The sequence below is a fragment of the Paraburkholderia sp. FW306-02-B genome (assembly GCF_058782725.1).
In genome coordinates, this window is sequence record NZ_JBYSXZ010000001.1 from 174,915 (window position 1) to 194,830 (window position 19,916).

Below are 19,916 nucleotides of genomic sequence, written 5' to 3' on the forward strand. Positions count from 1 at the left end.
CGAAGGTGGAGACTGCAAATCGCAACAAGCGGAGTCAGTCGCGTTTTTTGGCGCGTGGATGCGCCTGATCGTAGACGTGCGCGAGATGCTGGAAATCGAGCGCGGTGTAGACCTGAGTGGCGGTGATGCTGGCGTGGCCGAGCAGTTCCTGCACCGCGCGCAGGTCGCCGCTCGATTGCAGCACGTGCGTGGCGAACGAATGCCGCAACACGTGCGGATGCACGTTGGCGGGAATGCCTGCGACCAGCGCCGCGCGTTTCACGCGTTCGCGTACCACGTTCGGCGACAGACGATTGCCGCGCGCCGACAGAAACAGTGGATGCGGATCGTGCCTCACCATCTGGTCGCGCACCGCCAGCCACGCGCGCAAGGCGTCGAGCGCCTTGCTGCCGACCGGCACGATGCGGCGCCGATTGCCCTTGCCGAGCACTTCGACTTCGGCGGAATCGAGCGTGAGCCAGCCTGCGGAACGGTAGCCGTCGGCATCGGCGAAACGGGCGTCGAGACCGACCAGTTCAGACAGGCGCAGGCCCGACGAGTAGAACAGCTCGAGCATTGCGTGATCGCGCAAACCTTCGAGCGTGGCGGCTGGCGGGCTTTCCATCAGGCGCGTGGCGTCGTCGACCGAAAGCGCTTTGGGCAGCGTCCTGGCCTGTTTCGGCGCGCGCACCGTGGCGACCGGATTGGCCGGCAAGTCGACGCGGCCCGCGAACCAGCGATAAAACGCTCGCCACACCGAAAGCCGATGGCTGATCGAGCGCGCGGTCAGTCCACCCGCATGTGCGCGTGAGACGGCGCCGCGGATGTCGATGACGGTGAGGCTTTCGAGCGGCCGGCCTTTGGCCAGCCGCTTGAGTTCTTCAAGTTCGTGGGTATAGCCGCGCAGCGTATGAGCCGACAGCCGCCGCTCGTGTTCGAGATTCGACAGATAGGCGGCGATCGGGTCGGCTTCGGTCACGATGGGGGGGCGTTTAGGCGGATCGACGTGGGATCAGCGCGGCAGCAGGCGGCTCAGCGCCGCGCTCGCCAACGCGCCGATCTGCGTCAGGAAATCGGTGGCCATGCCGTCGTGAAATCGGCGCGGATCGGCTGAACCCATCACCAGCAGGCCGAAGGTGGGCGCTTCTTCCTTGCCTTCAGGGTCGCGCAGCGCGAGTAGCGCGATCGACTCGGTGGTGTGGGCGGATTCGCTCGCGTTTTCCGCCGACGAAGACGACGCGTCGTCGGCTACCGACGACACTGCGGGCGCCAACCACTGCGCCGCTTCGAAGCCGGTGTTCGCGCCGCAATACGGCGTGGCGAGACTGTTCGCGAAGATCCGCACTTCCTCGCCGACATGGCGCGCGAAGTCGGCGTGTGCGTACGGTTCGGCGATATCCCACACGCGCAGCGCGGCTTGCGGCACGTCGAAAATGTCGCGCAAGCCGGTCGCGATCGTGCGCGGCAGCGCATACGGATCGCGCTCGGCCATCACGCGGATAGTCCAGCGATTGAATTTCGACGCGATGCTGTCGTTCTCGTGGCCGTAACGCAGCAATTCGGCGAGGCGCCGTTCGAGATGTTTGTTCTTGTCACGCAGCATTTCCATCTGCCGCTCCTGCAACGACACCGCGGCTTTGCCGTGCGGGTTCGCAAGCCGGATCGTCGCGAGCATTTCCGCGTGTTCGGCGAAGAATTCGGGGTTGGCGAGCAGATATTCGGAGACTTCGCGATCGTTCATGGTTTCGGCTAAAGGACTACGGGACGACGCCTTCGGGTGGCGCATCGGTCAATGAGTGGTGTGGCCGCTCAATCGGTTAATCGGCCAGCTCGATTTCGCCTTCGAAAACAGTTGCGGCGGGACCTGCCATCAGGAGCGGCGCGTCCTCGCGCGTACTGTCCCACGAAATCGTCAGCTTGCCGCCGTGCGTGTGCACGAGGACCGGCGCATCCAGCAGCCCGCGGCGAATGCCGGCGGCGACCGCCGCGCAAGCGCCCGTGCCGCACGCCAGCGTTTCACCGGCGCCGCGTTCGTAGACGCGCAGTTTGATTTCGCTACGACCGACGATCTGCATGAAGCCCGCGTTCACTCGCTGCGGGAAACGCGCATGCCGCTCGATCACCGGGCCATCGGTCAGCACCGGGAAATCTTCGACGTCGTCGACCACCTGTACCGCGTGTGGATTGCCCATCGACACCACCGAGATCCAGCGCGTCACGCCGTTCACGTCGAGCGGCCAGAGCGTGTCGGCGCCTTCGCTGCGGCCTTCGAGGCCCTTGGCATCGAACGGCACACGCGCCGGTTCGAACACAGGTGTGCCCATGTCGACCAGCACTTCGCCATTGTCCTGCATGGTCAGCGTGATGGTGCCGTTCTGGACCTGCACGCGCACGCTGCGCTTGTCGGTCAGGGCGGTATCGCGCACGAACTTGACGAAGCAGCGCGCGCCGTTGCCGCAATGCTCGACCTCGCCGCCGTCGCAATTGAAGATGCGATAGCGGAAGTCGACACCGGCGAGCGTGGGCTTTTCGACCAGCAGCAACTGGTCGGCGCCGACGCCGAAATGCCGGTCCGCAAGCGCGCGCACCCGTTCCGGCGTTAGGTTGACCGGTTGGGTGTAGCCGTCGAGCACGACGAAGTCATTGCCCGCGCCGTGCATTTTGGTGAATTTCAGTTTCATCACGCTATTGTAAGTGACGCGCCGGCAGGTGAGCCGGACACCGCGTTATTTCCGCGTTCCGGCGCTTTTTCGACGCAAGGTGCTCAGTACACGCCCGGTTGGCCCGGCGGGCGCGTCTTGAAGCGCTTGTGCACCCAGTAATACTGCTCGGGAATCAGCGGAATCTGCTCTTCGAGGAAGGCATTCATGCGACGTGCATCGATGTCGTCGTCGCCGGAGGGGTAGTTGTCCCACGGTTTGAATACCTTCAACCGGTAGCCTTTGTAGTTCGGCAGCACTTCGCCGATGAACGGCACCACTTGCGCTTGCCCGACCTTGGCGAGCCGTCCGACGGCCGTCAGCGTGCATGTCTGCACACCAAAGAACGGCACGAACGTCGAGTTGCGCATGCCGTAGTCCATGTCGGCGCCGAGCATGACGGGCTTGCGGTCGCGCAGCCAGCGCAGCACGACGCGCGCGCTGTCGGCGCGGCTTGCCATATCCGCGCCGAAGCGGCCGCGCGCGGCTATCGCCACGTCGTCGAGCACCTTGTTGGACATCGGCTGATAGAGCGCGCCGCACTGCCGGCGCAGTGCGTGATTAATGAACACGGAGCCTGCTTCGATACCGACGAAATGCGCGCCAAGCAAAAGGGTGGGTGGCATGTCGGGATCGAGCAGGTCGATCTCGCTATCCACCTGCACGAGCTTTTCGAGCTTCTTCGCAGAGCCGAACCACTGCACGCTGCGCTCCAAATAACTGCGAATCGCATGGCGGAAGTGTTTCTGCGCGATCTCTGCGCGGTGCTCCTCGCTCCATTCCGGGAAACACAAACTCAGATTGATGTGAACGATGCGCTTACGGTTGCTGGGGATCTGATAGAGCAGCCAGCCAAGCCCATCGCCCATTCTTGCAACGAGGCCGTACGGCAGCAGCGCTAAAAATTTCAGCAGCCCAATGGCCAGGTAGGCACCAATACGACTCAGCATGCCGCCCCTCCGTGTGGGGCGTCGAGCGACGCTTTGCTCAAGAAACCTGGAAATGGGTTGAAATACGGCACGGGTGAACACTCTGTGACATTCAAAGGAAGTCGCTATAATAAGGGCTTCGCCGAGTTAATAGACAACTTGCGGGGCGAAGCTGCCAGGCGCGCAACCCATATGGGGGGCGCCCGGCAGTCATGTAATCCGCTAAAGCGTCGCCGCTTCAAGGCTCCCGAAGCTGGCTACGTGAAACTCAACCGTAACCACAAAACAGGAGTCTGCAACGTGGCAAACGATTATCTCTTCACTTCCGAATCCGTGTCCGAAGGCCATCCCGACAAAGTCGCGGATCAGATTTCGGACGCCATCCTCGACGCCATTCTGGCGCAAGACAAATATTCGCGTGTTGCTGCTGAAACACTGTGCAACACAGGCCTGGTCGTGCTGGCTGGTGAAATCACCACCACCGCGAACGTCGATTACATCCAGATCGCGCGCAACACGATCAAGCGCATCGGCTACGACAATACCGATTACGGCATCGACTACCGCGGCTGCGCGGTGCTCGTCGCGTACGACAAGCAATCGCCGGACATCGCGCAAGGCGTGGATCGCGCGCACGACAACAACCTCGACCAGGGCGCCGGCGACCAGGGCCTGATGTTCGGCTACGCGTGCGAAGAAACGCCGGAACTGATGCCGTTGCCGATCCACCTGTCGCACCGTCTGGTCGAGCGTCAGGCGAATCTGCGCCGCGACGGCCGTTTGCCGTGGCTGCGTCCGGATGCGAAGTCGCAGGTCACCGTGCGTTACGTCGACGGCAAGCCGCATTCGATCGACACCGTCGTGTTGTCCACGCAGCATTCGCCGGACATCGACCTGAACACGCTGCGCGAAGCCGTGATCGAGGAAGTGATCAAGCCGACGCTGCCGGCCGAGCTCATCAAGGGCGACATCAAGTTCCTGGTGAACCCGACCGGCCGGTTCGTGATCGGCGGTCCGCAAGGCGATTGCGGTTTGACCGGCCGCAAGATCATCGTCGACACGTACGGCGGCGCGGCGCCTCACGGCGGCGGCGCGTTCTCGGGCAAGGATCCGTCGAAGGTCGATCGTTCGGCGGCATATGCCGGCCGTTATGTGGCGAAGAACATCGTTGCCGCTGGTTTGGCTTCGCGCTGCCTGATTCAGGTGTCGTATGCGATCGGCGTGGCGCAGCCGACTTCGGTGATGGTCAACACGTTCGGCACGGGTCGCGTGTCGGATGCGACGATCACGAAGCTCGTGCAGGAGCATTTCGATCTGCGTCCGAAGGGCATCATCCAGATGCTCGATCTGCTGCGTCCGATCTACGAGAAGAGTGCGGCCTACGGTCACTTTGGCCGCGAAGAGCCGGAATTCACGTGGGAAGCCACGGACAAGGCTTTGGCGCTCGCTGAAGCAGCCGGCACGGCGCCGGTCGCCGCGCTCGCAGATTAAGCGCGCGCAGTTCGCTCGCTTTAACGAAAAACCCCGCCGGCGTGAGCCGGGCGGGGTTTTTTTATAGCCTTTGCATGCGTTGCCGCAGGGTTGGGCGATGGCATTAACGCTGAACAGCGCGCCGAATTTCGCGCCTCACTGCGCGCAGACGGCTCGCCGGGTGATTAACGGCTCGCAAACGCGAACGCGAACCAGCCGGTGCTACCGCTCGTCGACATCCGACGCGGGCGGCGGCTCGTGCTCTGCGGCGCGGCGACCGGTGCGCGGCGTGTGGCAGGCAACGCACGCAGCGGCGTCGGTTTGCGCAGCAGCGTACGCAGCGAAAAGCGGCGCGAGCCGCCTTGTATGCGCAGCGCTGAAAAGAACGTTTGGAACCACGTGCGAATACCGTCGACCGCTTTGGCGTCGCGCCATTGTTCGCCTAGCGCGCGAGTGCGGGTGGCGTGGTGACGCAGTGCGCGCACGACATGGCGGCGCGCCGGACGCGCCGCTTTCAACGCGGCGCGGGTAAGACGGGTGCTCAGAAGAGTATGCATGGCTTCACAAGTAGGCAACGTGTCGCGCGACGGAATGTGTACCGAAAGGAGCACCAAATGTGCCAACAGCGGTGTCGCGATGGACGGCGCGAAAGCCTGGGAATCGACTGGAAAGGGCACGGAGGACGGCGGAATCGGCCATGGCGGCCTGTGCGCGTCGCCGAAGTGCGGGAGTGGCGATCAACATGCGTGCAGGCTACACGTGATTCGTGACGTCAGAAAGTCCGTTTTTACCCTGCGAATCCGGGTTTTTACGGGGTTGGAAGGTCCTGCATGCCTGTCGGATCGTGCCCTTTGCGCCCGTCTATCGTGCGCGATTGCCCTTACAACGTGCGATGCAATTTCATTGCGCATGAAAGTCGTGCGTAAGACGACGGCTGGCTGGTGGGCGAGTTGGTGGGTGAAACTGCGCACAGCCCGATCGCGCCCGTTTTACAATCCAGCATCAGCCAGTCGAAAGTAACGGAATATCCATGTCAGTTCACTCGAAGAAAGAACAGATTCAAACGTTGCGGGAGCAGGGCTTTGTCGTTGTGCCGGGATTGGTGTCACCCGAGCGTTGCGGCGAACTGAAGCAGATTGCCGAGCGGCAATTGCAGGAGGCGGCGGCGCCGATCGAGTTCGAAGCGGATCTGCGTTATCCGGGGGCGCCGGAGTCTAAATATGCGCCGGGTGGGCATACGGTTCGGCGGTTGCTCGACGCGTATGCGCGTCATCCGAGTTTTGCCCAATGGGCGACTGCACCGGAAATTCGCGGCTGGATGGAGTTGTATTTCGGTGAGGAGCCGCGGTTATCGCGGGCGCATCACAACTGCATGATGACCAAGCATCCTGCTTATGGCAGTTTGACGGGCTGGCATCGCGATGTGAGGTATTGGTCGTTCGAGCGTGACGACCTGGTGTCTGTGTGGCTTGCTGTCGGGGCGGAGACTGTCGATAACGGTGCGTTGTGGTTGGTGCCGAAGTCGCATAGTGCTTCTTTTACTTCCGATCGGTTTGATGAGGCGAAGTTTTTTCGCTCCGATCTGGAAGAAAATCAAGCGTTGATTCGGACCGCCGTTTCACCTGAGCTTCGCGCCGGCGATGTGGTGTTTTTTCATTGCAATACGTTGCATTCGGCTGGCAAGAATCTGAGCGATCAGGTTAAGTTTTCTTTGGTGTTTACCTATCATGGGGCGAGTAATGTCCCGTTGCCGGGGACTCGGTCGGCTGCTAAGCCTGAAATTGCTTTTTAGGTTTTTTTGCCTGCGCGGTGCTATTGGTTGTGCGCCTGCGGCGTTGGCCTTTCCTTGATTTGTTAGTGGTTTATTAGCGTCGCCCCTGTGCTGTTTGCCTGCGTGGCGCTTTGGGTTGTACGCCTGGGGCGGTGGCCTTTCCTTGATTTCTTAGTGGTCTATTAGCGTCGCCCCTGTGCGGGGCAGGCACTTACTTTCTTTGCCGCCGCAAAGAAAGTAAGCAAAGAAAGCGGCTCAAACCGCTAATTCTTAAGCGGCATCCCTGGCTTGGAGGAGGTAGTGGAGCATCTGGAATCGGTGTTCCCGCGCACTCCGCGCTGGTGACAAAGCCGTCATACTTCCGGCGGCGCTGCGCGCGCCGCAGCGGTACTTCATAAAACCGTCTGGCGGTTTTGGGGCTTGGCGGTACTTCATCAAACCACCCGCCGGTTTTGGCGCTCGGCGTTACTTTGCAAAACCGCCCGTCGGTTTTGGTGCCGATGTTTCGCCTGGCATAGTGGCTCGCATTCCCACACTTCGGCGCCTCGCCGGGGCGAAGCCGATGGCTCTCACTAAACCAAACCGAAGCCATTGGTTTCCCCAGCAGACCGTTCCGGTGAGCACGCAGTGCGAGGCGGAAAGTATGACTGCCTTGTCACTTACGCCGAATGTGCGAGGACACCGATTCCAGATGCTCCACTACCTCCTCCAAGCCAGGGGACCCGCTTAAGCGTTAGACAGTATGACTCCCGTGAGGCGAAGGCTGGCCTGCCGTGAGGAATCAAACGCGGGTTAGCATTGCTGCCAGAGCCGCACGGTGTGGACAGGGCCACACCCGGCGATTTCCACTCGGAGGCCAGCATGGAAGACGATAGCACGCTGTACGTCGGTCTGGACGTACACAAGGACTCGATCACGGTTGCCTATGCCCTCGGCTCGGGCGAGGTCCAGCTGCTCGGCAAGACCGGTACGACGCGGACCGATATCGATCGCCTGTGCAAGCGCCTGCAGTCCAAGGCGCGCCGCATCCGCGTCGTCTACGAGGCGGGCCCGTGCGGCTACGGGCTTTACCGTCAACTCGTGAACAAGGGTTTCGACTGCATGGTGTGCGCGCCATCGCTGATTCCCAGAAAGCCCGGTGAACGTGTGAAGACCGATCGACGTGATGCCGTGAAGCTCGTGCGCTCACTGCGCGCAGGCGACCTGTCAGCCGTGTACGTGCCCACCGTGGAGGATGAAGCGTTCCGCGATCTCTCACGTGCGTGGGTCAGTGCCAAAGACGATCTGAAGCGTGCGCGGCAACGGCTGAAAGCCTTTCTGCTCTCGCATGGGGTGCGCTATACAGGCCGCGCCGACTGGGGTGCGGCGCACCGGCGCTGGCTGGGCGCGCATGCATTCGACAGTGCATGGCAGCAGCTGGCGTTCGAGGAACATCGGCGCACCATCGAGGACCGCCTCGCTCAATGCGCGCGACTGGAGGCCGCGTTGCGCGAAGCGGTCCCCAACTGGCGCTTCTATCCGGCCGTGCTGGGCCTGCAGACCATGCGCGGCGTGCAGTTCACCACGGCGGTGGGCATGCTCGCGGAGCTGGGTGACCTGTCGCGTTTTGCCCATCCGCGCCAGCTGATGGCCTGGCTGGGCGTGACGCCCTCGGAACACTCGTCAGGCGAGAAGCGCCGGCAGGGCAGTATCACGAAGAACGGCAACAGCTACGCGAGAAAGCTGCTCGTCGAAGCGGCCTGGAGCTACCGGCATACGGCCCGTGTCAGTCCCGACATCCAGCGCCGCCACGAAGGTATCCCCAAGCCGATCGTGGATCGCGCCTGGGACGCACAGGTGCGCCTGTGCCGACGCTATCGCAAGCTCATCGCGCGCGGCAAGCAGAAGAACATCGCGGTGGTCGCGGTTGCCCGCGAACTGGCAGGTTTTATCTGGGACATCAGTCAGCTGGCGATGTCGCTGGCCGTGCCGCGCGAGGTGCGCCTGGCATGATGCAGCACACCCCTCACCCCTTGCGCTCACCCTGAGCACTGGAGGAGTTTCCTGAAGGCGGCGTAGCCCGGCACACGAGTAACCCGCGACACCGCTACGCAACGGATTGCATCCGACTTGCGGCTTTAGATTGCGGCAGGCTCATTGGGCGGACCTCTGTAATGCGGTACCCAACCCGCGGATATCAGCGTGATCCACCGTCGAGATGTACTGCTACGTCGCCCTCAGGAAATTCAGGTAAATATGAATTTGAGAAACCGAAAAACCGATCCCGATTGACACCGGGAGTCATATCAGCGGTGTGAAGCCGCTTTCTTTGCTTACTTTCTTTGCGGCGGCAAAGAAAGTAAGTGCCTGCCCCGCACAGGGGCGACGCTAATAGACCACTAACAAATCAAGGAAAGGCCAACGCCGCAGGCACACAGAAGAATGCCGCCGCTAAAGGCAAACAGAACAAGAAAAAACCAACACCGCAGGCAAACAACCCAACCAGGCGCTACGCGCAAATAAACCCTTATTTCTTCCGTCCAGACAAAGCCACGCCGGTCAATCCGGCAACAGTAGCAACAACGCCACCAACAATCAGCATGATCGCCTTATTGGTCGGAGACCCGGTAAACATCCGAGACACATCGCTGCTAACAGAATTGAACGCCTGCCCACCGAAGTACAACATCACAATCCCGCCAACAATCAATGCGATTGAAATCGCCTTCGTCATGAATCCCTCCGATAAATCTGATCGGCCAAAGTGTAGGGGACCGACACGCAACCGTCCATCCCGCATACTGGGCATCTGCACGCAACGCGCCGATTGGCTACCATAGCAAACCAGCTTGACTCAAACGCCGAATCATCGAACCAAAGCGCCGCCTCGCGGCGCGCGATACAAGGACTTTAGCAATGGCTTACGAAGCAGATTCAGCACGCTACTCGGACATGCAATACCGCGTCTGCGGCAAGTCGGGTCTCAAACTGCCGGCGCTGTCGCTGGGCCTGTGGCACAACTTCGGCGATACGACGCCGATCTCCACACAGCGCGATATCCTGCGCACCGCCTTCGATCTGGGTATCACACACTTCGATCTCGCCAACAACTACGGCCCCCCGTACGGCAGCGCCGAAACCAATTTTGGCCGTCTCTTCAAAGACGACTTCAAGCTGTATCGCGACGAACTGCTGATCTCGTCGAAGGCAGGCTGGGATATGTGGCCGGGTCCGTACGGTCAGGGCGGCGGCTCGCGTAAGTACATACTCGCGAGTCTCGATCAAAGCCTGCAACGTATGGGTCTCGACTACGTCGACATCTTCTATTCGCATCGCTTCGACGCTGACACGCCGCTCGAAGAAACCGCCGGCGCATTGGCGAGTGCCGTACAGCAGGGCAAGGCGCTGTACATCGGTATTTCGTCATACTCGGCTACCAAGACGCTCGAAATGGCGAAGCTGCTCGCCGAATACAAGGTGCCGCTCCTGATCCATCAGCCGGCGTACAACATGCTCAACCGCTGGATCGAGCACGAACTGCTCGACACGCTCGACCAGGTCGGCGCGGGCAGCATCGCGTTTACGCCGCTCGCTCAAGGCCTGCTCACGAGCAAATATCTCAACGGCGTGCCGGAAGACGCACGTGTCAACAAGCCGGGCGGCGGTTCGCTGAAGCAGGAGCATCTGAGCCCGCAAAACATCGAACACGTGCGCAAGCTCAATGACATCGCGCAGCGTCGCGGACAAAGCCTCGCGCAAATGGCGCTGGCCTGGGCGTTGCGCGATAAGCGCGTCACCTCCGTGCTGATTGGCGCAAGCCGTGCCGAGCAGGTGCGCGAAAACGTCGGTGCGTTGAAAAACCTCGCGTTCTCGAAAGACGAACTGGCGGAAATCGACCGCTACGCGACCGAAGGCGGTATCAACCTGTGGGAAAAGCCGTCGACCGATCAGGCGATCTGAACTCGGAGATTTTCGTGTCGTAGAAATAGAAAAGCCGCCGTGAGGCGGCTTTTTTGTGGGCGCGGTCGAGGCGCGCGACTCCAACGCCGCGACCGCAGCCACAGCATTCAGTCCACCGAACCATCTGCGAAGCAGCCAGGGCGTCTTCGCCAGACCCCGCTACACCAGCGCCGGCAACCCTTCGACCAGCACGACCGCGAACACCACGCCGATAATCGCGCCAAGCACCCGCAGCGCGTTGTGCCGCAATTCCGTCTTGCAGGGGAGCGCACCGACAAACAAAGCGCCAGCCAGCGCCATCGGAATGACCAGGATGAAATCGCCGATCGTGAAGTAGGTCGTCATACCCGTCTCCTTATGTAGTATCAGCGAGGGCAGCGGCTCTATTTCTGGAGTCATGCGCTGCCAACGCTCGATTCGAGTATAGGCGACCGTTAGTGCAGCATAACGGCGCTTTGTCGCGCTGCAACGCCTATTCGCAGACCGCTGAAGCCGGCCCGGCAAGGCACACAGCGATTGTCGCGCCGCAGCAAACACGCCGCGACGTGTGAAGTGTTTGCTTACACGGGCCTTACTTGTGGTCCGGCCACGGCGACGCGATGTCTTCCCGTCAGATACACGACGACGATCGCGCCGATTTCCATCTGACTCAACGGGTCAGGCGGTGCGAGCAGCGGGTAGCCAATGTAGTTGCGCAGTGTGACGAAACTGCCCTGCACTGAACGGCGAACACGACGTCGAACCGTGCGCTGAAACAGGCGCCAGCGAATCACGTGCTGACGTATCGCTCGTTGGCGAGGCGGGCGCGTGATTTTGGTACCCCGCCGCTTCAGGGTTTATGATGATCTCGTTACGACGCGTTGCGCTCAGATCATCGGCTCGGCGTGCCGTAATGGAATAAGGCGAAACGACGGGTAAGCAGTCGTTTGTTCGCGCTTTCCATCGCCCCGCAAAACGGGAACAATGACACGAACCTCTCACCTGCATCACGCGAAGCAGATTGGGTGCGTACGCAACGTTATCGGCGAAGCGGCGCTTTTATCATCACCTTGACCGGCAGGGAATCCATAAAGCCGGCTATGGGAGAAACGGGGAAACATCATGCAAATCGGTTCCATTGTCCGATCGGTGCATATCGCCGTGCCGCAAGGCGCGCGCGGGATCGTCATGCGCATTCTCGGCGACATGGCCATGGTGGCGTGGTATGCCGGTGAGCCCGGCGCTTCGCAGCAACTGAACACTGAACCCTTTTTCCTTGAAGACCTGATCGATACGGGCGAACTTGTGCGCCCGTCGAGCGCGCAGATGCATTGAAGGCGGTTTGAGCACGATTCGTGGTGGCTGTAACCCGCAAGGTGAGCCGTCGCCCTCGTCTTTGACGGCGGCGCGGCGCACAATGCGGGCATGAACGACGACATTCTCGATCCACTGGACGGTGCCGACAGCGCCGTCCCTTTCGCCCGGCTCAAACCGGAACTTGTGCTCGACGCGCTCGATAGCGTGCTCAGCACGGTCGGTGTGCGCACCGACGGGCGCATGCTGCCGCTCAATAGTTACGAGAACCGCGTATACCAGGTGGGCGTCGAAGACGGTCCGCCTGTGGTCGCGAAGTTCTATCGCCCCGAGCGCTGGACCGACGAAGCCATTCTCGAAGAACACGCCTTTGTCGCCGATCTCGCGGTGCGCGAGATTCCGGCGGTGCCGGCGCGCGTCTTCGAGGGCCGCACGTTGCACGCCTTCGACGGTTTCCGCTTCTCGATCTTCGAGCGCCGCGGCGGCCGCGCGCCGGATCTGGACCGGCGCGACACGCTCGAATGGCTGGGGCGTTTTATCGGCCGCATCCATGCGGTTGGGCAGACGCAAAACTACGCCGAGCGCCCGACGCTCGACATCCATACGTTCGGCTACGAGCCGCGCGACTTCCTGCTGTCACATCGTTTCGTTCCGGACGACGTGCGTACCGCCTGGGAAACCGTGGTGAACCTCGCGCTCGAAGGTGTCGAGCGCGCATTCGAGCGGGCCGGCGAGATTCGCATGCTGCGAATGCACGGCGATTGCCATCCTAGTAATGTGTTGTGGACCGACGCGGGCCCGCATTTCGTCGATTTCGACGATAGCCGGATGGGGCCGGCGATACAGGATCTGTGGCTGCTGCTGCCGGGCGAGCGTGCGGAAGCGTCGCGTGCGTTGACGGACCTGCTCGCCGGCTACGAAGACTTCTGCGACTTCGAGCCGCGCGAACTGTATCTGGTCGAGGCGTTGCGCACGCTGCGGCTGATTCACTATCAGGCGTGGCTCGCGCGCCGCTGGGACGACCCAGCGTTTCCGGCGGCGTTTCCGTGGTTCAACACGCAACGCTATTGGGAAGACCGCATCCTCGAACTGCGCGAGCAGCTCGGCGCGATGCAGGAAGGGCCGCTCTGGCCGGTTTGAACGTTGGCTGTTCTAAGGCCGCTCTACTGTGCTTCACGGTGCCTGCGACGCCACGCTCGACGATTCCACCAGCGTCGATTTGACGATCACTTCGGCGCGCACGTCGCGCCCGATCGCTTCTATCGCGGGACGCATCTGCACGAAGTCGTCGGGCGTGCAGACATCGCTGTCGAAATGGGTGGCACCGTCACGCGCCATCGTCACGACGTTGCTTAGCGGATCGAACGTGTACTGCGACTGGTAATCGACGAAGCGATCTTGCGCTCGTTTCGCTTCCGGCATGTCGAGCACGTGGAAATTAGCCGGCAACGCGATGCGCGCGCGTTCGTGCAACGCCAGGTTGTGACAGACGAATGGCTGCGTGCGCTGGCGTTCACCGAGCCAGTAGCGCGTATCGGCTTCAAAGCCGCCGGCCAGACTCGTCAGTGCAGGAATCGATGCCGACGCGCCCGGCACCACAAGACTTTCCATCGTGCCTTTCATCGTAATCGTCAACGGACCGTCGGCGGCCGTGAGGTCGCTGGTAGTGAGCGTGGCCGTGCCGCGCAGGTTCACGCTGCGCAACTCCGCCTGGATCGACTCCTCGCGTTGCGCGGGCGTCTGCATGCGCAACATCGCGCGCGCCTGTTCGGCGGACGCGCCGGACGCATCCAGCCGGTACGTGAAGCTCGCTGAGCCATCCGGTTCGACCTTGATCGACAGGTCCGTGATGCGTGTCGTCAGCGCGGTCGCCGGTGTGTGCGCGAGCACACCTTGATCGACCAGCACGGTCGGCCGGTTCAGGTCGGACGACGGCAGAAAATCGAATTCGACATTCGACGCGGTCGAGTCGGCGTATTGCTGCAAGTCGGGCAGCCACGTAATGACGTGATTGATGACGCCGTAGCCGGGCACGCTGGGCAGCGTGTAGATCGTGCCGCTGCTGATCAGCGCCGGCTCATTGCGGATGCCGACTGCGTCGAGCAACGCGCCGTACAGCGCGACGTGATCCTTGCAGTCGCCGTAGCGGTTCGCGAGGATAGCGCTCGCGTCATGCGGCACCACTGCGCCGCGCCCGACGTTGATCGCCACATAGCGGACGTTGCGGCGCACCCAGTCGTACAGCGTCTTGGCTTTGGCGCGCGGTGTGCGGTCATGCGCGGTGAGGTTTTGCGCGAGACGGGTGACGGTGGCATCGCGCGCGGTCGGATCGGCAGCGGACGCTCTGTAGGTTGCGGCGAACGCGGCGTAGTCCGGGAAGGTCGAGACCATCAGCCGGTCGCCGTACGACACGTACGCAATCGAGCCGCGTTCAAGCCGGCTGAAATGCGTCTTGTCGTAGCGATATTCATAGCGTGTGCGGCCGTCGCGCGTCACCGGTTGCACAACGGTAAAGCCGCGCGCATCGGCATAGAGCGGTTTGTCGGCGGGCAGATCGTAGATCAGGCGGAAGTTGTGGGTCGGCGCGAGATCGGGCGGCGTGAAGTCGCTGAACTCGCCCGGCACGATCGGGAGCTTTTGCGTCTTCCGATAGGTGAGATGCACACGCGCGCCCGGTTCGACCGCGGGGAATACGATCACCCTTTCCTGGATGTCCTGGAACATCGGCGCGTCGAACGAGCGGACTTCCTGCACATCGCGAATCTGCTCCGGCTGCACATCGTGACGCACGCCGTCGGCGCTCGTCGTGTAGGCCTCGATGACCTGCACATCCGCCATGTTGCGATTGAACCAGATGTATTGCTGCGCCACGCGTGCGACGCCTGCTTCGTTGTTCACGTGCAGCGTCATCGAATCGAGCTTCGAGTACGAGCCGTCGACATTGACGGTGAAGGTCTGCGTCTCGCCTTCGTTCGTATAGGGGTCGTCTGGTTTGCCCGAGACGCTGGCGCTCGCCGCGTGGATGCCGACGAGCCAGCTGAACGTGCCAAGACAGACAAGCGGTGAGAGGCGCATGGCGGGCAGGTATCCGAAACGGCAACGTTGACGGGATAGCTGCCTAGAGTCGGTTTGCGCCGCCCGGATGTCAAGGGGATGCCGCGCGTCGCGATTGAGAAAACACCTTGATTGTGTAATGATATCCATTCTCAATTGAAAGCCGTCGCCAGCTTTTGTCACATTTCTCCTCCTCTGTGACTGCCAGCCAGCCTCTCAGCCGGGCGGCCTGGTCCGCAAGCTGGGTTGCCCGGCCCTTCTTTTCGATACTTTACTTACCGCTGGTGTGAGCGTGCGCTTGGCCGTTGTGCGCCGGCGATGGTTTGAACCGCTGCGCCTGGAGCCCTGATTTGAACGCACCTGAATCGACTGATCTGAAACCTGCCGCGGCCGCTGGCGGCACGCATTACGCTGCTCATGCGCCGGAGCGCGGCCGTCATTTGATGGACGATGCTGAGCAGGCCGCGCGGCGCCAGCGTTCGCGGCGGGCGAATTTCATCAAGTGGCTGCGCAAGGTGCATGGCTGGGTTGGGTTGTGGGGCGCGGTGCTTGGCTTGATGTTCGGCGCGACTGGGTTTTTGCTGAACCACCGGGGTGGGCCGTTGAAGGTGTCGTCGGGGGAGCCGCAGGTTGAGGAGATGCAGATTCCATTGCCGCAGAAGAAATTGAGTTCGCCGATGGAGATGGCGAAGTGGCTCAAGGGCGAGTTGAAGATTGACGGCAAACCAGGGAGGGTGAAGCGCGAGCCCGCGCATCCGGTTGCCTGGGGGGATCGCAGTGCGATGCAGCCAGAGTTCTGGCAAGTCGGGATTGTGGGGCCTGCTGGGGGTGTGCAGGCCGAGTATTGGGTTGGGAATGGGTTTGTTGCGGTGAAGCGCACGCAAAACTCTTTTCTTACCACGATGAATAATTTGCATCGGGGTGTCGGGTTGAGTGTTGGGTGGGTTTTGTTGATCGATACGATCGCTGGTGGGATGGTGTTGCTTTCTTTGACTGGCGTCTTGCTGTGGACTGAGCTTAATAAGCGACGCTTGGTTGGGGTGGTTTTGGTTGGTGGGTCGGTGGTGGCCGCTATTGTTTGTGGATTGATGTAATTGGTTTTTTTGCCTTGGGCGGCGGCATTGGGTGTTTGCCTACGGCGTTGGTCTTTGCTTTCGGTTTTTTGCCTTCGTGGCGCTATGGTTGTTGTGCCTACGGCGGTGGCCTTTCCTTGATTTGTTATTGGTTTATTAGCGTTCCCCCTGTGCGGGGGAGCACCTACTTTTCTTTGCCTGCCGCAAAGAAAAGTAGGCAAAAGAAAGCGGCTTTACACCGCCAGCTCTTAAGCGGGTCCCCTGGCTTGGAGGAGACAGTGGAGCATCTGGAATCGGTGTTCTCGCACACTTCGCGCCGGTGACAAGGCAGTCATACTTCCCGCCTCGCACTACGTGCTCGCCGGAACGGTCTACCAGGGAAACCGGTGGCTTCGTTTGTGCTCGGGGGGGCCGTCGGCTTCGCCTCGCGCTGGGTGGGCGAACTATCGTCGCCGCGCGAATGCGATGATTCTTTGGATTCCGAAGGAGCATTCACCATTGAAACGGTGTACAGAAATGCCGCAGAGGCGAAACTGCGCCGGCGGTTCTTGAAGTACCGTTCGGCGCGCGCAGCGCCGCGGGAAGTATGACTGCCTTGTCACCAGGGCGGAATGTGCGAGAACACCGATTCCAGATGCTCCACTGCCTCCTCCAAGCCAGGGGACCCGCTTAAGAGCTGGCGGTGTAAAGCCGCTTTCTTTTGCCTACTTTTCTTTGCGGCGGCAAAGAAAAGTAGGTGCTCCCCCGCACAGGGGGAACGCTAATAAACCAATAACAAATCAAGGAAAGGCCACCGCCGTAGGCACAACAACCATAGCGCCGCGAAGGCAAATAAACCTTTAAACACCACAAGCCGCACTACCAGAAGCGGCAACCTCCCGCGCTGCCTTAGCGCCTTCAACCTGAAGTAAAGTAGGCAAAGAAACCCCATTCTTAGCCGCCGTCACCTCGGCCAGAATAGAAACGGCGATCTCCGGCGGCGTCCGGCTGCCGATATAAATCCCAACTGGCCCATGCAGCCGGGCCAACTCCGCCTCGTTGAGATCGAACTCCTTCAACCGCTCGCGCCGCGCCTGATTATTCCGTCTGGACCCCAAAGCACCGACATAAAAAGCCGGTGTCTTCAAAGCCTCCATCAAAGCGAGATCATCGAGCTTCGGATCATGCGTTAAAGCAATCACCGCACACCGCTCGTCGAGCTTCATCTCAATCACGGTATCGTCCGGCATCGTGCGGACAATCTTCGTGCCGGGAATATCCCACTCCTCGGTGTACTCCTCACGCGGATCGCACACGGTCACCTGATAATCCAGCCCAACCGCGATATGGCACAGATAGCGCGACAACTGTCCCGCGCCAATCACCAGCATCCGGTAACGCGGGCCGTGAATCGTCAACAAACGCTCGCCGTCGAAATGCACGCCGTCAGTCGCCTGTGCAGCATCGAGCCGCACCTCGCCGTTCGTCATATCGACTTCGCGTGCCACCAGCCGGCCGTCTTCCACCGCGCGGCACAGTTCGGCAATGCCGCTTTGCGGCGTTAACGGCTCCAGCACCAGTTGGATCGTCCCGCCACAAGGCAAGCCGAAGCGATGGGCTTCTTCGGCAGTGATGCCGTACTTGACCGCCTCCGGGCGCGTCTGCTCGATACCCTTTTGCCGCACGCGGTCGATCAGGTCGTCTTCGATGCAACCGCCCGATACCGAGCCGACCACCAGACCGTCGTCGCGCACCGCAAGCATCGCGCCCTCGGGACGCGGCGACGAGCCCCACGTTTTCACCACTGTCACCAGTAGCGCGCGATGTCCCTCTTCCAGCCAGCGGGCGCTGGACTTCAGAACCTCGAGATCCACGCTCTCCATGATTTCTTCCTTTTCGGTTCCTTGCCGTCAGACGCAGGGTCCGCGGCCTCAGTCGAATCTGTATTCTGCGGCGCCGCTTCCACGGCCGCACTTTGCTCGTCATCCGGGGCTGTCGCGCTGCCGCCGTCGCCGCCGACCTGCGCGCCGAAGCGCTTGAAAAATTCGCCAGCGATTTTACGCGCGGCGCCGTCGACGAGCCGGGAGCCGATCTGCGCCAGCTTGCCGCCGACCTGCGCACTCGCCGAGTACATCAGCTTTGTCGCGGCGTCGCCTTCAGGTTCGAGCGTGACGCGCGCATTACCCTTACCGAAGCCTGCCGCGCCACCCTGGCCTTCGAAGACGATGGTGTAAGCGTTCGGCGCATCGATATCGGTCAGCAGCATACGCCCTTTGAAGCGCGCCTTCACCGGACCCACCGAGGCGCTCATCACGACCGCGTAAGCGTTCTCGCCATCCGCATCGATGCTCTCGCAGCCGGGAATCGATGCGCGCAGGATTTCGGTGTCGTTCAGCGCTTCCCACGCGCGCTGCTGTGAAATCGGCAGCGTATAGGTTTCGGTCAATTCCATGGCATTGCTCCCGCTGTTGTCGTGGCGGATACGGGTAGACGAGGCGCACGCGTGAGTTGCGCGAGGTCGCGGCCGAACGCTGCCAGACTGTCTAGATTATGAACCGGACGATGCGCGTCGACATGCGGCAGGATCGCCTGTATGCCGCGCGCCTTCGGTGAAAAGCCGCTAAAACGCAGCAGTGGATTGAGCCAGACAATGCGGTGGGCGAAGCGGTGCAGGCGGGCCATTTCGGTGTCGAGCACGTCGATTGCCTCATGATCGAGGCCGTCGGTCACGAGGAGTACCGTCGCTCTACCGGTCAGCACGCGGCGTGCCCAACGTCGATTGAATTCGGCGAGCGCCGCGCCAATGCGTGTGCCGCCCGACCAGTCGACCACCTGCTCGGTGAGCGCGGCGATCGCCACGTCGGGATCGCGCTCGCGCAGCGCGCGCGTCGCATTGGTCAGGCGCGTGCCGAACAGAAACACCTGCAAGCGCTCGCGCGATTGCAAAAGCGCATGGCAGAAGTACAGCACCGCGCGCGAATAGCTGCTCATCGAGCCGGAAATATCGAGCAGCAACACCAGCGGCGGTTTGCGTTCAACCACCGCCCGATACTTCCACACCGTCCAGTCGCCGCCCGCACGCACGGCGTGCCGGGCGCTCGCGCGCAAGTCCGCATGCGTGCCGCGCGAGGCAGCCTTCAGGCGGCGCGTCGGCTCGGTGGCGAGCGGCAGGCGCTGGCCGCGGATCAGATGACGCAGCGTGCGCCATTCATCGGCGGAAAGGGTGTCGAAATCGCGATGACGTAGCCGCTCCTCCGCGCTGAAGGTGACGTGCGCGTGCAGTTCATGCTGCTCGGTTTCCCGCGGTGGCTTGCCGTGCGGCGCTGGCGGCGCGCGCACCGCCAGCGCGTCGGCGAGACGGTTGTTGCGCTTGGGCGGCGGCAAGCCGTCGCGCACTTTCGGCAACAGGAGCGCACGCAGCTTGCCTTCCCAGTCCGGGTCGCGCCAGAACAGATCGAACGCGGCGTTGAACAGATCGCGTTCGTCCGGTGCGGAGACCAATAGGGCGGCGAGGGCGGCGCGCACATCGTCGCGCCGGCCGAGGTCGATCCAGTGCAGCGCGGCGAGCGCATCGGCGGCTTGCGCGGGCGACATCGGCAAGCCCGCGCCGCGCAGCACGCGCACAAAATGCACGACGTTGCGGGCCAGGATGGGAGCGCCGGCGTCGCCGGTTTGATTGGTGCCGTTTGCCGAAGCGCCGTTGGCGGCATCCGTTGCCTGGGTCATTGCC

Annotated in this window: 18 protein-coding genes and 1 pseudogene; 7 read left to right on the plus strand and 12 right to left on the minus strand. The window is 61.9% G+C overall.

The window, feature by feature from the left end; translation table 11 throughout:
* Positions 1-34: 34 nt before the first annotated feature.
* The 4 genes from xerC to AC3WOG_RS00760 form a co-directional block, all read right to left on the minus strand.
* Positions 35-958 (minus strand): tyrosine recombinase XerC, encoded by a 924-nt coding sequence (xerC, locus tag AC3WOG_RS00745; RefSeq protein WP_492576179.1) that lies wholly within the window; start codon positions 956-958, stop codon positions 35-37.
* Positions 959-991: 33 nt separating this feature from the next.
* The gene (locus AC3WOG_RS00750; RefSeq protein ID WP_492576180.1) at positions 992-1,720 is read right to left on the minus strand and encodes a DUF484 family protein; all 729 of its coding nucleotides are present in this window, start codon (positions 1,718-1,720) and stop codon (positions 992-994) included.
* Positions 1,721-1,796: 76 nt separating this feature from the next.
* A complete protein-coding gene (gene dapF / locus AC3WOG_RS00755; RefSeq protein ID WP_492576181.1) occupies positions 1,797-2,660 on the minus strand; it encodes a diaminopimelate epimerase in 864 nt (287 codons plus the stop codon).
* Positions 2,661-2,743: 83 nt separating this feature from the next.
* A complete protein-coding gene (locus tag AC3WOG_RS00760) occupies positions 2,744-3,628 on the minus strand; it encodes a lipid A biosynthesis lauroyl acyltransferase (RefSeq protein ID WP_492576182.1) in 885 nt (294 codons plus the stop codon).
* A 279-nt stretch (positions 3,629-3,907) separates the two neighbouring features.
* Between AC3WOG_RS00760 and metK the strand changes: the two genes are divergently transcribed.
* Positions 3,908-5,098 carry a methionine adenosyltransferase gene (gene metK, locus AC3WOG_RS00765; protein ID WP_492576183.1) on the plus strand — a complete coding sequence of 397 codons (1,191 nt, stop codon included), beginning with the start codon at positions 3,908-3,910 and terminating at the stop codon, positions 5,096-5,098.
* Between the two features lie 164 nt (positions 5,099-5,262).
* On the opposite strand, the gene AC3WOG_RS00770 is transcribed toward metK, so the two are convergent.
* Positions 5,263-5,634 carry a hypothetical protein gene (locus tag AC3WOG_RS00770; RefSeq protein ID WP_492576184.1) on the minus strand — a complete coding sequence of 124 codons (372 nt, stop codon included), beginning with the start codon at positions 5,632-5,634 and terminating at the stop codon, positions 5,263-5,265.
* Between the two features lie 473 nt (positions 5,635-6,107).
* Here AC3WOG_RS00770 and AC3WOG_RS00775 point away from each other — a divergent pair, with 473 nt between their 5' ends.
* Positions 6,108-6,869, plus strand: coding sequence for a phytanoyl-CoA dioxygenase family protein (locus AC3WOG_RS00775; protein WP_492576185.1), 762 nt, complete (start codon positions 6,108-6,110; stop codon positions 6,867-6,869).
* Between the two features lie 840 nt (positions 6,870-7,709).
* Positions 7,710-8,840 carry an IS110 family RNA-guided transposase gene (locus AC3WOG_RS00780; RefSeq protein WP_492576186.1) on the plus strand — a complete coding sequence of 377 codons (1,131 nt, stop codon included), beginning with the start codon at positions 7,710-7,712 and terminating at the stop codon, positions 8,838-8,840.
* Positions 8,841-9,354: 514 nt separating this feature from the next.
* On the opposite strand, the gene AC3WOG_RS00785 is transcribed toward AC3WOG_RS00780, so the two are convergent.
* Entirely contained in the window at positions 9,355-9,561 is a 207-nt protein-coding gene (locus AC3WOG_RS00785) for a DUF3185 family protein (RefSeq protein WP_492576187.1), read from the minus strand.
* 182 nt (positions 9,562-9,743) lie between these two features.
* Here AC3WOG_RS00785 and mgrA point away from each other — a divergent pair, with 182 nt between their 5' ends.
* Positions 9,744-10,787 carry an L-glyceraldehyde 3-phosphate reductase gene (gene mgrA / locus AC3WOG_RS00790; RefSeq protein ID WP_492576189.1) on the plus strand — a complete coding sequence of 348 codons (1,044 nt, stop codon included), beginning with the start codon at positions 9,744-9,746 and terminating at the stop codon, positions 10,785-10,787.
* 159 nt (positions 10,788-10,946) lie between these two features.
* Here mgrA and AC3WOG_RS00795 read toward each other — a convergent pair whose 3' ends face one another.
* Together AC3WOG_RS00795 and AC3WOG_RS00800 are read right to left on the minus strand one after the other, a co-directional pair.
* A complete protein-coding gene (locus AC3WOG_RS00795) occupies positions 10,947-11,132 on the minus strand; it encodes a hypothetical protein (protein ID WP_341313647.1) in 186 nt (61 codons plus the stop codon).
* 241 nt (positions 11,133-11,373) lie between these two features.
* A pseudogene (locus AC3WOG_RS00800) lies at positions 11,374-11,506 on the minus strand (MFS transporter); the annotation flags it as partial.
* Positions 11,507-11,888: 382 nt separating this feature from the next.
* On the opposite strand from AC3WOG_RS00800, the gene AC3WOG_RS00805 reads away from it, so the two are divergent.
* Both AC3WOG_RS00805 and AC3WOG_RS00810 read left to right on the plus strand, forming a co-directional pair.
* Positions 11,889-12,101 (plus strand): hypothetical protein, encoded by a 213-nt coding sequence (locus AC3WOG_RS00805; RefSeq protein WP_492576190.1) that lies wholly within the window; start codon positions 11,889-11,891, stop codon positions 12,099-12,101.
* A gap of 90 nt (positions 12,102-12,191) precedes the next feature.
* A complete protein-coding gene (locus AC3WOG_RS00810) occupies positions 12,192-13,220 on the plus strand; it encodes a serine/threonine protein kinase (RefSeq protein WP_492576191.1) in 1,029 nt (342 codons plus the stop codon).
* Positions 13,221-13,253: 33 nt separating this feature from the next.
* Here AC3WOG_RS00810 and AC3WOG_RS00815 read toward each other — a convergent pair whose 3' ends face one another.
* Positions 13,254-15,155 (minus strand): DUF3857 domain-containing transglutaminase family protein, encoded by a 1,902-nt coding sequence (locus tag AC3WOG_RS00815; protein ID WP_492576192.1) that lies wholly within the window; start codon positions 15,153-15,155, stop codon positions 13,254-13,256.
* 329 nt (positions 15,156-15,484) lie between these two features.
* On the opposite strand from AC3WOG_RS00815, the gene AC3WOG_RS00820 reads away from it, so the two are divergent.
* Complete coding sequence (locus AC3WOG_RS00820) at positions 15,485-16,228, plus strand: PepSY-associated TM helix domain-containing protein (protein ID WP_492576193.1); 744 nt, start codon at positions 15,485-15,487, stop codon at positions 16,226-16,228.
* A gap of 818 nt (positions 16,229-17,046) precedes the next feature.
* On the opposite strand, the gene AC3WOG_RS00825 is transcribed toward AC3WOG_RS00820, so the two are convergent.
* Genes AC3WOG_RS00825 through AC3WOG_RS00835 form a run of 3 tightly spaced genes read right to left on the minus strand, consistent with a single transcriptional unit; the run spans position 17,047 to position 19,912 of the window.
* Positions 17,047-18,069, minus strand: coding sequence for an XdhC family protein (locus AC3WOG_RS00825; RefSeq protein WP_492576194.1), 1,023 nt, complete (start codon positions 18,067-18,069; stop codon positions 17,047-17,049).
* Complete coding sequence (locus AC3WOG_RS00830) at positions 18,042-18,638, minus strand: SRPBCC family protein (protein WP_492576195.1); 597 nt, start codon at positions 18,636-18,638, stop codon at positions 18,042-18,044. The genes AC3WOG_RS00825 and AC3WOG_RS00830 overlap by 28 nt, the downstream gene beginning before the upstream one ends.
* Positions 18,629-19,912, minus strand: a complete 1,284-nt coding sequence (locus tag AC3WOG_RS00835) for a vWA domain-containing protein (RefSeq protein ID WP_492576196.1) — start codon at positions 19,910-19,912, stop codon at positions 18,629-18,631. The genes AC3WOG_RS00830 and AC3WOG_RS00835 overlap by 10 nt, the downstream gene beginning before the upstream one ends.
* Positions 19,913-19,916 lie beyond the last annotated feature (4 nt).

Excerpts from the sequence above, each read along its gene's own strand:
- dapF (WP_492576181.1), bottom strand. The coding sequence starts at position 2,660 with ATGAAACTGAAATTCACCAAAATGCACGGCGCGGGCAATGACTTCGTC.
- AC3WOG_RS00815 (WP_492576192.1), bottom strand. The coding sequence starts at position 15,155 with ATGCGCCTCTCACCGCTTGTCTGTCTTGGCACGTTCAGCTGGCTCGTC.
- AC3WOG_RS00760 (WP_492576182.1), bottom strand. The coding sequence starts at position 3,628 with ATGCTGAGTCGTATTGGTGCCTACCTGGCCATTGGGCTGCTGAAATTT.
- mgrA (WP_492576189.1), top strand. The coding sequence starts at position 9,744 with ATGGCTTACGAAGCAGATTCAGCACGCTACTCGGACATGCAATACCGC.
- AC3WOG_RS00750 (WP_492576180.1), bottom strand. The coding sequence starts at position 1,720 with ATGAACGATCGCGAAGTCTCCGAATATCTGCTCGCCAACCCCGAATTC.
- AC3WOG_RS00825 (WP_492576194.1), bottom strand. The coding sequence starts at position 18,069 with ATGGAGAGCGTGGATCTCGAGGTTCTGAAGTCCAGCGCCCGCTGGCTG.
- AC3WOG_RS00805 (WP_492576190.1), top strand. The coding sequence starts at position 11,889 with ATGCAAATCGGTTCCATTGTCCGATCGGTGCATATCGCCGTGCCGCAA.
- AC3WOG_RS00810 (WP_492576191.1), top strand. The coding sequence starts at position 12,192 with ATGAACGACGACATTCTCGATCCACTGGACGGTGCCGACAGCGCCGTC.
- AC3WOG_RS00770 (WP_492576184.1), bottom strand. The coding sequence starts at position 5,634 with ATGCATACTCTTCTGAGCACCCGTCTTACCCGCGCCGCGTTGAAAGCG.
- AC3WOG_RS00795 (WP_341313647.1), bottom strand. The coding sequence starts at position 11,132 with ATGACGACCTACTTCACGATCGGCGATTTCATCCTGGTCATTCCGATG.
- AC3WOG_RS00775 (WP_492576185.1), top strand. The coding sequence starts at position 6,108 with ATGTCAGTTCACTCGAAGAAAGAACAGATTCAAACGTTGCGGGAGCAG.
- AC3WOG_RS00780 (WP_492576186.1), top strand. The coding sequence starts at position 7,710 with ATGGAAGACGATAGCACGCTGTACGTCGGTCTGGACGTACACAAGGAC.
- AC3WOG_RS00830 (WP_492576195.1), bottom strand. The coding sequence starts at position 18,638 with ATGGAATTGACCGAAACCTATACGCTGCCGATTTCACAGCAGCGCGCG.
- AC3WOG_RS00835 (WP_492576196.1), bottom strand. The coding sequence starts at position 19,912 with ATGACCCAGGCAACGGATGCCGCCAACGGCGCTTCGGCAAACGGCACC.
- AC3WOG_RS00785 (WP_492576187.1), bottom strand. The coding sequence starts at position 9,561 with ATGACGAAGGCGATTTCAATCGCATTGATTGTTGGCGGGATTGTGATG.